At 72.4% G+C, this 12,131-nt stretch carries 10 protein-coding genes; 1 reads left to right on the plus strand and 9 read right to left on the minus strand.

Features of this window, described 5'->3' with window-relative positions:
• Positions 1–11: 11 nt before the first annotated feature.
• The 6 genes from ADL05_RS25355 to ADL05_RS25380 form a co-directional block, all read right to left on the minus strand.
• Positions 12–692 (minus strand): TVP38/TMEM64 family protein, encoded by a 681-nt coding sequence (locus tag ADL05_RS25355; RefSeq protein WP_053619521.1) that lies wholly within the window; start codon positions 690–692, stop codon positions 12–14.
• Between the two features lie 7 nt (positions 693–699).
• Positions 700–1,755: an AI-2E family transporter gene (locus ADL05_RS25360; RefSeq protein WP_231640904.1), complete on the minus strand. Its 1,056-nt coding sequence runs from the start codon at positions 1,753–1,755 to the stop codon at positions 700–702.
• 17 nt (positions 1,756–1,772) lie between these two features.
• Complete coding sequence (locus ADL05_RS25365) at positions 1,773–3,119, minus strand: HAMP domain-containing sensor histidine kinase (RefSeq protein WP_231640905.1); 1,347 nt, start codon at positions 3,117–3,119, stop codon at positions 1,773–1,775.
• 293 nt (positions 3,120–3,412) lie between these two features.
• Positions 3,413–4,267 (minus strand): TIGR03943 family putative permease subunit, encoded by an 855-nt coding sequence (locus ADL05_RS25370; RefSeq protein ID WP_053619524.1) that lies wholly within the window; start codon positions 4,265–4,267, stop codon positions 3,413–3,415.
• The gene (locus ADL05_RS25375) at positions 4,264–5,325 is read right to left on the minus strand and encodes a permease (RefSeq protein WP_197285941.1); all 1,062 of its coding nucleotides are present in this window, start codon (positions 5,323–5,325) and stop codon (positions 4,264–4,266) included. Before ADL05_RS25375 ends, ADL05_RS25370 begins: the two co-directional genes overlap by 4 nt.
• A 265-nt stretch (positions 5,326–5,590) precedes the next feature.
• Complete coding sequence (locus tag ADL05_RS25380) at positions 5,591–7,153, minus strand: sodium:alanine symporter family protein (RefSeq protein ID WP_053619526.1); 1,563 nt, start codon at positions 7,151–7,153, stop codon at positions 5,591–5,593.
• A 263-nt stretch (positions 7,154–7,416) separates the two neighbouring features.
• Here ADL05_RS25380 and ADL05_RS25385 point away from each other — a divergent pair, with 263 nt between their 5' ends.
• On the plus strand, positions 7,417–8,772 hold the full coding sequence (locus tag ADL05_RS25385) for an MFS transporter (protein ID WP_156366031.1): 1,356 nt from the start codon (positions 7,417–7,419) through the stop codon (positions 8,770–8,772).
• 92 nt (positions 8,773–8,864) lie between these two features.
• Here the strand turns inward: ADL05_RS25385 and ADL05_RS25390 are convergent, their stop codons facing one another.
• The 3 genes from ADL05_RS25390 to ADL05_RS25400 form a co-directional block, all read right to left on the minus strand.
• Positions 8,865–10,409, minus strand: a complete 1,545-nt coding sequence (locus tag ADL05_RS25390) for a DEAD/DEAH box helicase (protein WP_082376891.1) — start codon at positions 10,407–10,409, stop codon at positions 8,865–8,867.
• Positions 10,410–10,764: 355 nt separating this feature from the next.
• Entirely contained in the window at positions 10,765–11,604 is an 840-nt protein-coding gene (locus ADL05_RS25395; RefSeq protein ID WP_053619528.1) for an enoyl-CoA hydratase/isomerase family protein, read from the minus strand.
• Positions 11,605–11,856: 252 nt separating this feature from the next.
• Entirely contained in the window at positions 11,857–12,063 is a 207-nt protein-coding gene (locus tag ADL05_RS25400; RefSeq protein ID WP_082376892.1) for a helix-turn-helix domain-containing protein, read from the minus strand.
• Between the last annotated feature and the right edge of the window lie 68 nt (positions 12,064–12,131).

A 12,131-nucleotide genomic window follows, 5' to 3' on the forward strand; every position in this document is an offset into this window, starting at 1 on the left:
GCGGGCGGGCCTCAGGCGCCCGCCCGCCGGCCCCGCGCGGCGCGGCGCGAGCGGAGCCACCACAGCGCCGCGATCCCCACCGCGGCCACGGTCCCGCCGATCGCCACCGGCAGGCCCACGTCCGTCCCGCCGTCCCCGACCAGCACCAGCGCCGCCGTCGCCGGGATCCCGCCCAGGAGCGTGCCGAGCGCGAAGGGCAGCGCGCCCACCCGCGTCAGGCCGAACCCGTAGTTGACCGCCTGGTAGGGGACCACGGGCAGCAGGCGCAGCTGCAGCACCGCCACCAGCGCCCGGCGGCCGGTCAGGCCCTCCAGCCACGCCAGGACGCCCGGCGGCAGCCGCCGGGCGATCATCTCGCCCGCCGCGTAGCGCGCCACCCAGAACTGCACCAGCGCCGCGGCCACCCCGCCCGCCAGGGCCAGCGCCAGGCCGGGCAGGAGCCCGAACAGCAGACCGCCCGCGGCGTTGAGCAGCGGACGCGGCACCAGGGCGAACACGGCCAGGACGTAGGCACCGAGGTAGACCGCCGCGCCCGCGGCGCCGGCGGCGGCGACCCAGGCCCGGACCGCCTCCGCGTCGGGTCCGTAGCGCCAGGCGGCCAGCAGTGCCACGACCCACACCGCGACCACGGCGATCCGGGCCGCCCGTCCCCCGGGCTCCCGCCGCGTCCTCTCCCCCGTGAGTTCGTCCACCCGCGGCTCAGCGACGGTCCAGGCGCGGGAAGACGACCTTGTTGAGCACGATCGTCAGCGCCGCCGCGGTGGGGATGGCCAGCAGGGCGCCGACCAGACCCATCAGCGTGCCGCCGACCAGGGCGGCGGTGATGTTGGCGGTCGGGCTGACGTCCACCGCCTGGCGCATCACGCGCGGCGAGACGACGTAGCTCTCGATCTGCTGCCAGACGAGGAAGAACGCCAGGGCCGCCAGTCCGAGCCACGGATCGCTGACGGCCACCACCAGGGACGCGGCCAGCGCCCCGATCGTGGTCCCCACCAGGGGGATGAGCGCGGTCAGCCCCACCACCAGGGCGAGCGTGAGCGCGTAGGCGGAGCCGATCGCCCAGATGAAGAGGAAGGCCACCGTCCCGCTGATCGCGGCCACGATGAGCTGGCCCGCGATGAACGCGCCGATGCGCTGGACGATCTCGTCGCCGATCTCCCGCACCCCGTCGCGGTTGGAGCGGGGCACGAGCCGGTAGATGAGGTCGAGGATGCCGTGCAGGGACGCCATGAAGAACAGGGTCAGGATCAGCACGGTGAACGTGGCGAACAGCGCGTTGAACACCACCTGGCCCACACCGACCAGGCCCCCGAACAGCTGCGATCCGAAGTCGGCGTCGGACAGGGCGGCCTGGACCCGGTCCACGATGTCGTAGTGCTCCTCCAGGTCCGCGAAGAACGGATTGTCCTGGAGCTGCCCGAGGGTCTGGGGCAGGTGGGTGACGAAGCTCGTCACCTGCGCGGTCAGCGGCGGGATGATCGCCCACACGAACACCACGGCGAAGAGGACCAGCGCCATGCAGATGGTGAGGATCGCCGCCCACCGCGGCATGCGCAGCCGGCGGCGCAGGACCTCCACCGCCGGGTTCAGGCCGACCGCGAGGAACAGGGCGACCAGGATGTACACCAGGACCGCCCGGACCTCGATCAGCGCCTGGACCAGGATCCACGCGCTGAGCACGCCCAGGGCGCCCACGAAGCCGAAGAGGAAGTAGTTGGGTCGGCGGGGCGGGCCCTCTCCGGTCGTCAGCGCCAACGGGCCCGCGCCCCGCTTCACCTCGTCGCCCGCGGGGCGTCGGGGATCCTCAGTGTGAACATCGCGCCTCCGAGCAGGTCACTGTGTCCGGCCACGAGCGTACCGCCGTGGGACCTGGCGATCTCCCGTGAGATGGGCAGCCCCAGCCCGCTGCCGCCCGGATCGCGCTCCCTGGACTCGCTCAGGCGCGCGAAGCGCTCGAAGACCCGTTCGCGGTCCTTCTCGGGGATGCCGGAGCCGTCGTCGTGCACCTCGACCACGGCCGCGCCGCCCACGCGTTCGACGATCACGTCCACGCGCGAGCGCGCGTGCCGTTCGGCGTTGGCGAGCAGGTTGGTCAGGACCCGGACGAGTTGGAGCCGGTTGCCGCGCACCCACACCGGACCCGAGGCGTGCACCCGCAGCGTGTGGCGCCCGCGACGGTTCCCGAACTCGGTGGAGACCAGGGACGACAGGTCCACGCGCTCGCGCTCCCGACCCGTCGAGGTGTCCAGACGCGCGAGTTCGAGCAGGTCGGCGACGATGTGCTCCAGGCGTTCTGTGTCGGCCAGGAGGCTGGTCAGCAGGAGTTCGCGCGAGCGCGGGTCGGGGTCGGGGTCGGAGAGTTCGACCTCCAGCTTGGTGTGCATTCCGGTGATGGGGTTGCGCAGCTCGTGGGAGGCGTCGGAGACGAACCGGCGCTGACGGGTGACGGCCTCTTCCAGCCGGTCCAGGCCCGCGTTGGCCGTCCGGGCGAGTTCGGAGATCTCGTCCTGGGTGCAGGGGACGGAGAGCCGTCCGTGCACCCCCGACCGGGTGATCCGGTGGATCTCCTCGGTGATCTCCCGCACCGGCCGCAGGGCGCGGCCGACACCGAACCAGATGATGACCGCCGTGCAGGCGAGCAGGGCCACGCCCAGCGCGCCGAACGCCAGTTCCGGGAGCAGGTTGTCGAGGACGGCCGGCGGCCGGGTGGCGGCCAGCACCAGGACGTCGCCGTAGGCGGTGTCGTCGATCTCGTAGCCGACGACCAGGACGCACTCGCCCGGACCGGCCCCGATCGCGGTGCCGCAGGCCGTCGTGTCCACCCGGAAGTCGGGGTTCGTGTCGTCCTCCCGCGCCATGGCGGGCCGTCCCTGGAGGGCGTCGCTGGCGGCCAGGACCTCCCCGGTCCCCCGCTCGACGATCTGAAGCCGCAGGACCAGTCCGGCGGTCGGGATCGCTCCCGGGTAGCGTTCGTCCACGATCTCGTCGGCGACCAGGCGGGCCGCCTGCGCGGCGTCGTCGCGCAGTTCCATGACCAGGGTGCGGTGGACGAGGATGACCGTCAGCACCACCCCGAGGCCGAGGGCGACCCCGACGGCGGCGACCGCGCCGAACGTCACACGGGCGCGGATCGACCGGGGGCGCAGCCCCCTCCCAGCCCTCCTGAGTCCACCGGTCCGCTTCCACACCCGCCCATTGTCACCCAGAGCGCACAGGAAACAACGAATGGCGCACGGTGTGGCGCCCTGCCCAGGCCCGTCCGCCCGGCGCACGGCTCACCCTGGTACACAGGCTCCCGCCGCGCGGCCCTCCCCCGCCGCGGGGGTCCTCGCGGCGCACGACCCGCGGCGCCCGGCTCACCGGCAGGCGGGCTCCCACCTGCCGCACGGTGACCCGGGCGCTTCCCCGGTGCCTACTCGTAGGGGTCCGGCGGGTTCTGCACGGGCTCGCGCGCGATGACCTCCAGCTCGTGCTGGGAGACGTCCTCCAGCGCGCCCTCGGGTTCGACCCAGGTCCCGCGGACCCGCCACCAGCTGTCCTCCTCGGGGATCTCCCCGTCGTCGATCAAGACCTTGTTGACCACGGCGTCCGCGGCGCAGCACGCCATCTGCAGGCGGGCCAGGTACCAGCCCTCGCCGTCGGGGTCGGGCACGGCGAAGCCCGTCAGCTCGACCTCGCGGCCGACCAGGGTTCTGTCCTCGTCGATCCAGGCGCGCATGATGAACGCCTGGATGTCCATCTCCACGACCTCGCCCGGCGCGGCCTCCTCCAGCCCGTCGTCGAAGCGTCCCGAGCGGGCGCTGTCCCGAGGCGGCGCGGCCGACTCGGCGCTGGTCTCCACCGTGTAGGCGCCCAGCGCGGGCGGCGCGACGACGAAGACCGCGAGCACGGGGAGCAGCAGCATCCACGCGATCCCGGGAGCGCGCGCGTGGTCGTGTCCGTGGCCGTCGCCGTGCCCGTAGCGCTCGGCCACGGCGGTGGCGTCGTCCGCGCCCGAGGCGGCCGTCGTACCCGGCGCACCCGGCGCCGCCGTGGCGGCCGTGCGCGCGCCCTCGGCGTCCGCCTCGTCCCGGTCGGCGTCGCCCTCACCGCGCAGCTCGGCGGCCACCACCAGCGCGCCGAGGACGACCATCACCACGCCCGCGGCGATGAGGAAGGGCCCGAAGGCCGGCTTGACCCAGTTCAGATACAGGTCCGTGGGGATCGTGCTGGTCAGCGCCGCGGCACCGAGCAGGACGAGGGTCAGACCCTGGCCGATGCGGTTCACAACAGGAGCCCTCCGATCAGGAACGTGCTGAGCAGGCCCACCACCACGCACAGCGGGGCGAAGCGGACGGCGAAGCGCCAGCCGAACATGCCCGCCTGCATCGCGATGAGCTTGAGGTCGACCATGGGGCCGATCACCATGAACGCGAGCTTGGCCGTGGGAGAGAAGTCGGTGAGGCTGACCGCCACGAAGGCGTCGGCCTCGGAGCAGATGGACAGCAGGATGGCGAGCAGCGCCAGGACGAGCACGGAGACGATCGGCATCCCCGCGACCGTCAGCAGCCACTCGCGCGGCACCAGGACGTTGAGGCTCGCGGCGGCGAGTCCGCCGACCACCAGGTAGCCGCCCGCGTGCATCATGTCGTGCACCATCGAGTCGCGGAAGATCACCCACTTGGACGTGCCCGGCGCGTGCTCGCTCACGGGCAGGCGCAGCCAGTCGGCGCGGCCGAAGCGGACCCAGATCCAGCCGATGACCACCGCGGCCAGCAGCGAGGCTCCGAACCGGCCCAGCACCATCTCGGGCTGGCCCGCGAAGGCGACCGCGGTGGCGATCATGACGACCGGGTTGATGGCGGGCGCCGCCAGCAGGAAGGTGAGAGCCGCGCCGGGCGCGACCCCGCGTCTCATCAGGCTGCCGGCGATGGGCACCGAGGCGCACTCGCAGCCGGGCAGCACGGCACCGGACAGCCCCGCCACGGGGACGGCGCGGTTCGCCTTGTCGGGGAAGAAGCGCTCGTAGGCCGAGGTGGGGACGAACGCGGTCAGCGCGGCCGAGAGCGCGACACCGAAGACCAGGAACGGCAGGGCCTGGAAGCTGATCGCGGTGAAGATGGTCGCCCACGCCAGGAAGGCCTCGCTGGTGAGCGAGTCGGAGAGCCAGGCGTGGGCCAGGGCCATCGCCGTGATGAACAGCGCGAACAGCCAGACCGTACCGGTCCTGCGCGAACTGCGCCGCCGCCCCCAGTCGGAGGGCGGCAGCTCCTCGTCGCGGTTCCAGCCCTCGGCGAGGGAGTCGCCGAGGGACGCTTGCGTCGTCGGGTCGGCACCTGGCGTCATCCGGTCAGGCACGTGGGTACTCCGAAGTATGGGGTGGGATCTCCACGCATGGTAGCCGAAACGGTTTTCGTTCGGTGCCGGACGGACGACGCCTGTGGACGAGCGCCGCGCCGGCCGCCACCGCGACCGCGGCACACCTCGGACCGGCACCCCCCGCGGAACTCCGGCAGGGCTTCCCCCGGCAGTCCGCGTGCGGTCCCGCCGGGGCCGTTCCCCGTCGGCCGCACGCGGTGCGGCCGTCCGGACGCGGACGGCCGCACCGCGTTCAGCGCTCCCCCGGGCGGCCGTCCCCGGAGCCGCCGCCCTCGGGGCCGTCCTCCGGTCCCCGCGGGCGCGGCGAGGACTCCGCCGGGTCGGCCGGGGCGGTCCCCTCGCTCCGGTCCACGTCCTCGGGCAGCGCCCCGGCGGGGTCGCCCCAGCACTCGACGTTGCGCAGGTCGGGCATCTTGGACAGCGTGAACTGCGGGTCGAGCCCGTTGCGGTACTGGCGGCTGTAGTCGGCCAGCAGGCGGAAGGCCACGGCCGACAGCGGGGCGATCGCCAGCAGGTTGATGGTGGCCATCACGCCCATCGACACGTCCGCCAGGCTCCAGACGACGGTCAGCGGCGCGATGCTGCCGATGAACACCGCCGCCAGGACGGCCCAGCGGAAGTAGGTCATGTACCGGGCGTCGGCGGCGAGGAACATCAGGTTGGACTCGCCGTAGTAGTAGTTGCCCAGGATCGACGTGAAGGCGAGCAGGAACAGGATGACGGTCAGCGCGTGGATCGACCAGTCGCCCAGGCTGCCCTGGAGCGCGGTCTGGGTGACCTCGGCGCCGCCCCCGGTCCCGTACTCCGGCTCGCCGATCAGGACGATGAACGCCGTCACCGAGCAGATCAGCAGGGTGTCGAAGTACACGCCCAGGCACTGGACCAGCCCCTGCTTGGCCGGGTGGGAGACCGAGGCGGTGGCCCCGGCGTTGGGGGCCGAGCCCAGCCCGGCCTCGTTGGAGAACATGCCGCGGCGCATGCCCTGCACGATGGCGGCGCCCACGCCGCCGGAGACGAACTCGCGGACCCCGAAGGCGGAGGCGAAGATGTCGCCGATGACCCTGGGCACCTCGCCGATGTTGAGGACCACCACGGCCAGACCGAGCAGGATGTAGGCCACGGCCATCAGCGGGACGAGCGCCTGGGCCACGTGGGCGATGCGGCGGACGCCACCGAAGATCACCAGTGCCACCAGCGCGGTGAGGAGGATCCCGACCACCACCGCGAGGAGGAGTCCCCCGCCCAGTCCGAACGCGTCCGAGGACGTGCCCACCGCGCCGGAGATGCTGTTGGCCTGGACGGAGTTGAACACCAGCGAGAACGTCACGGTGATGACGACGGCGAACAGGGCGCCCATCCACCGCTGGCCCAGACCGTGCAGCATGTAGTAGGCGGGACCGCCCCGGAACCCGGTCGCGGTCCGCACCTTGTACAGCTGGGCGAGGGTCGACTCGACGAACGCCGCCGACCCCAGGACCGTCGCCATCAGCCACATCCAGAAGATCGCCCCGGGACCGCCGAGGACGATCGCGGTGGCCACGCCCACGATGTTGCCGGTGCCCACGCGGGAGGCCGCGGAGATCGCGAAGGCCTGGAACGAGGAGATCTCCCGCATCCCGTCGGGGGCCACGCCGGGAGCTCCGCGGATGACGCGGAACATCTCGGGCAGCAGCCGGATCTGCACCACGCCCGACCGGATCGTGAAGTAGACGGCCAGGATGATCAGGAGCGGGATGAGGAAATAGCTCCAGAAGAAGTCGTTCACGGCGACGATGGCGTCGTTGAGGACGTTCACGCGTTCCCCTTCAAGGCGACGAGGTCACCCCTGCGCTGGTGAGGGGCCGTTCCGTCACTGTCCACGCCGCTTCGGGAAGCGCGCCGCCCGGACACGCGAAAAGCCGGTAAAAGGAGGTAAAGGACGTTTCGCGCGATCCGGCGCGCGGAACTCCCCGCGCGGGCGCGCGCCGCCGGTCATCCGAACCGCACACATGTCGACGGGTCGCCGTGTGGGGACCTCCACCATGGCCAGCCGAATGTGATCTGCCTAACGTTCGGCACATGGAACCGAACACCTCCCCTGCCCCCGCCCCCGAACAGCCGCGGACACCGTTCGTGCGCGTGGTGACCGCCAGCCTGATCGGCACGACGATCGAGTGGTACGACTTCTTCCTGTACGGCGCCGCCGCGGCGCTCGTGTTCAACCACGTCTTCTTCCCGGACTCCGACCCGCTGGTCGGCACGATGCTGGCGTTCACCACGTACTCCGTCGGGTTCGTCGCCCGCCCCCTCGGAGGCCTGGTCTTCGGCCACTACGGCGACCGGATCGGACGCAAGCGGCTGTTGGTCATCAGCCTGCTGATGATGGGCGGCGCCACGTTCGCGATCGGCCTGCTGCCCACCTACGCCGCGGTGGGCGTGGCCGCGCCGCTGCTGCTGACGCTGCTGCGCGTCGTCCAGGGCTTCGCGCTGGGCGGCGAGTGGGGCGGCGCCGTCCTGCTGGTCTCGGAGCACGGCAAGCCGAGCCACCGCGGGTTCTGGGCCTCCTGGCCGCAGGCGGGGGCGCCCGGCGGCAACCTGCTGGCCACCGCCGTCCTGGCGGTGCTGGCGGTCGTGATGACCGACGACGCCTTCCTCGACTGGGGCTGGCGGATCCCGTTCCTGCTCTCGGGCGTCCTGGTGCTGGTGGGGCTGTGGATCCGCCTCGCGGTCACCGAGTCCCCCGTGTTCCGCCAGGCGCGGGAGCGCGCCGAGCGGACGGGTCGGCCCGAGCGCGCGCCCATCGTCGGCGTGCTGAGGGACCACTGGCGCGAGGCGCTGATCGCCATGGGCGTGCGCATGGCCGAGAACGTCTCGTACTACATCGTCACCGCGTTCATCCTCGTCTACGCCACCCAGCAGGCGGGACTGCCCAACGGGCAGGTCCTCAACGCCGTCCTGGTCGCCTCGGCCGTGCACCTGGTGACCATCCCGGCCTGGGGCGCGCTGTCGGACCGGATCGGACGGCGCCCGGTGACCGCCGTCGGCGCGGCGGGCGTCGCCGTGTGGGGCTTCGCCTTCTTCCCGCTCATCGACATCGGCGCGTTCTGGTCGGTGGCACTCGCGGCCACCGTCGGCCTGGTCCTGCACGGCGCCATGTACGGCCCGCAGGCGGCCTTCTTCTCCGAACTGTTCAGCACGCGGGTGCGCTACTCCGGCGCGTCCGTGGGGTACCAGCTGGCGTCCATCGTGGCGGGCGGCCTGGCGCCGCTGATCGCGACCGCGCTGCTGGCCTCGTTCGGCACAGCGACGCCGGTCGCGCTGTACATGGCCGGGATGGCGGTGCTGACCCTGGTCGCGGTGGCGGTCGCCAAGGAGACGCGGGGCCGGGACCTGAGCGAGGTCTCCGCCGTCGCCGACCGGACTGTCCGAGAGTAGTCACCGACCCCGGTAACAGCACTCGGGCCCGGCGAGAGATCGCCGGGCCCGAGTGTGTCGTTCCATGGGCGGCCTCGGCCGCCCGGGGTGGATCAGCGCTGCGGCGCCGAGTCGAAGCGGCTGCCGCCGCTCCGGTTGCCGCCGCGGTAACCGCCGCCACCGCGGGTGTCGCCACCCCGGTAGCCGCCGCCGCTGCCACCCCGGTAGCCGCCGCCACCGCCGCTGCCGCGACGCTCGCCGCGGTATCCGCCCTCGCTGCGGAAGCCGCCTTCGCCGCCGCCTTCGGAGCGCTCACCGCGGTATCCGCCCTCACCGCGGTCGTTGCGGGGACGGTCGCCGCGGTATCCACCGCGGAATCCGCCACCGCCACCGCCGCCGCGGTAGCCGCCACCGCCGCCACCGCGGTACCCGCCCCGGCGGGGACCGCCGCGGCCGCGGCGCTCGCGCACCGGCTCCGGCGGCTCGATCCACGGCTCCCAGGACGGCTCCTTGGCTCCGGTCACCTCGGAGAGGAGCTCGTCACCCGGGTTGACCAGGTGCTGCTTGGCGTCGACGCCGGCGTCGCTGAGCAGGCGGCGGGCCATGCGGCGCTGGTTGGGCGCCACCAGGGAGACGACCGTGCCCGCCAGCCCGGCGCGCGCGGTACGGCCGCCGCGGTGCAGGTAGTCCTTGTGTCCGGTCGGCAGGTCGATGTTGACCACCATGTCGATACCGTCGACGTGGATGCCGCGAGCGGCGACGTCGGTGGCGACCAGGGCCTGGATCTTGCCTTCCTTGAACTTGGCGAGGGTGCGCGTACGCACGCTCTGCGTCTTGCCGCCGTGCAGCGAGGCGCAGGGCACACCGGCCTGGATCAGCTGCTCGCTGATCGTGTCGGCGCGGTACTTGCTGCGCACGAACAGGATCGTGCGGCCCTCGCGCGCGGCGATGAGGGTCACGATCTTGTTCTTGTCGCGGGGCAGCACCTTGAGCAGGTGGTGCTCCATCGCGGTGACCTGCGAGACCGGCGGGTCCACGGAGTGGGTCTGCGGGTCGTTCATGTACCGGCGCACCAGCTTGTCGACGTCGCCGTCGAGGGTGGCCGAGAACAGCAGGGTCTGACCGCCAGGCGTCACCTGGTCGAGGAGCTCGCTGACCTGCGGCATGAAGCCCATGTCGCACATCTGGTCGGCCTCGTCCAGCACCGAGATCTCCACGTCGCCCAGGTCGCAGGCGCCCTGCTCGATCAGGTCGGTGAGACGGCCCGGGGTGGCGACGAGGACGTCGACACCGCGGCGCAGTTCGTTGATCTGGCGGGTGTAGGAGCTTCCTCCGACGACGTCGCCGACGCGCACGCCGAGCACGCGGGAGTACTGTCGCAGGGCGTCGCGCACCTGGTGCGCGAGCTCGCGGGTGGGCACCAGGATCAGGGCCCGGGGGCGGTTCGCGGAGGCGCGGCGCTCGGCGCAGCGCATCAGGACCGGCAAACCGAAGGCCAGGGTCTTGCCGGATCCGGTACGGCCGCAGCCGAGGACGTCGCGGCCCTCGATGGCGTCCGGGATCGTGGCTGCCTGGATCGGGAACGGGGTGGTCACACCGTTCTTCGCCAGCTCGTCGACGATGTCCTGGGGAAGCCCGAGGCTGTCGAAAGCAGGCATTACGGCAGTGTCCGTCAAGTGACGTGTACCTTCCTCATCGTTTGGCGGCGTTTCGAGGAAGGCTCCACACGGCCTCGGAGGACCCAGCGAAGAAATCACACAAACGCGCCTGATCACACGCGGATGCGGCCCCTACCTGAGTGGGGCTTCTGCACTCCTTGGGTTCAAGAGTGGCGTCGACGGAATCGACACATTCTCCGCGTCTTGTGCGGCCCGGCGCGCTCGGATGCGCGCGGCATTCATCGACCGCTTGGTGAAGCGTACTAGAGATCGCTCCGGATCGGGGACGGGATGGGTGATTTTCCCCGGTGATACGAGTCTCCCCCAGCCCGTCCCACGGGCGTCGCAGCGCCGGTCAGCCCTGTCCCGCGGCCATGCCGGCGGCCAGCGCGGTGAGCCTGCCGACCTGGGCGCGCCGCTCGGCGGCGACCTGCTCTTCGAGCGTGTTGTCCGGGGCCTGCCGGAGCAGGGCCTTGGTGGCGGTGGCGGCGTCGCGGTCGGTGGCGAGCACGGCGGCGACCGCGTCGTCCACCGCGCCGGGAAGCTGGTCGGCGGGGACCACCAGCTCGGCGAGTCCGAGGTCGCGGGCCTCCTCCGCGCCGACGCGGCGGGCGGTCAGGCAGATCTCGACGGCGCGGTGGACGCCGACGATGTCCACCAGGGGCTTGGTCCCGGTGAGGTCGGGGACCAGGCCGAGCGCGGGCTCCTTCATGCAGAACCTGGCGTCGTCGGCCAGGATCCGCAGGTCACAGGAGAGCGCGAGCTGGAAGCCGGCCCCGATGGCGTGGCCGCGCACGGCGGCGATCGTCACCAGGTCGGGGCGGCGCAGCCACAGGAACCCCTCCTGGAGCTCGGCGATGTAGCCCTCCAGGTCGGCCGGGTCGGCCGAGCCGTCGGCGAGGCCCGCGACGATGGAGCGCTCGCCGTCGACTCCCTCGGGCGTGAACATGTTGAGGTCGATCCCGGCGGAGAAGATGTCGCCCTCACCGGAGATCACCACGATTCGGACATCCGCGGGGAGGGTCCGGCCGATGTGGGCCAGCGTCGTCCAGGTCCGTCCGGTCATCGCGTTGCGCCGCTCGGGACGGCTGATGGTGATCCGCGCGACCTGTCCCTCCACCGCGAGCCTGAGCCCGGCGCGGGTGAGCTCGTCCTCGGTGGGCGGGGTGCCGGACGCGTTCGACGCCTGTGCCATGTCTTCCTCCGTCGTGTTCGGTGTCACCCCCGAGATTACTCGCCGGTAACTCCATCGGCCCACCCGCCACCGGCCCGGAGCGCTACGCGCGAGAAGGGCCACCCTCAACGGACGGCCTGCGGCCGCGGTTATGCCCGCCCGTCACCCGCCACCGGCCCGTGCGGCCGCGGTTATGCCCGCCCGTCACCCGCCACCGGCCCGGAGCGCTACGCGCGAGAGGGGCCACCCTCAACGGACGGCCTGCGGCCGCGGTTATGCCCTGCGGGTGGCGCCGCCCCGGCCGCGCAGTTCCGCGCCCGCCTCGCTCAGCAGCCGGTGGACGAAGCCGTAGGAGCGGCCGGTGGCGTCGGCCAGCACCCGGATGCTCTCGCCCGCGTCGTAGCGGCGCTTGAGCTGCGCCGCGAGTTCGGCCCGGTCCTCACCCGACAGCCGGATCCCCTTCTTCGCACCGTTGGTCACTGGGCCCTCCTCGTCTCGGGTCAACCCTGTCCGGAACAGTCACATGATCGGGCATGCTCCCCGCCGTC

The sequence above is a fragment of the Nocardiopsis sp. NRRL B-16309 genome, assembly GCF_001279585.1.
Lineage (GTDB): Bacteria > Actinomycetota > Actinomycetes > Streptosporangiales > Streptosporangiaceae > Nocardiopsis.

What these genes read in the sequence shown, in the direction of transcription:
- ADL05_RS25385 (WP_156366031.1), top strand. Translation starts at nt 7,417, where the DNA reads ATGGAACCGAACACCTCCCCTGCCCCCGCCCCCGAACAGCCGCGGACA.
- ADL05_RS25395 (WP_053619528.1), bottom strand. Translation starts at nt 11,604, where the DNA reads ATGGCACAGGCGTCGAACGCGTCCGGCACCCCGCCCACCGAGGACGAG.
- ADL05_RS25390 (WP_082376891.1), bottom strand. Translation starts at nt 10,409, where the DNA reads ATGCCTGCTTTCGACAGCCTCGGGCTTCCCCAGGACATCGTCGACGAG.
- ADL05_RS25375 (WP_197285941.1), bottom strand. Translation starts at nt 5,325, where the DNA reads ATGACGCCAGGTGCCGACCCGACGACGCAAGCGTCCCTCGGCGACTCC.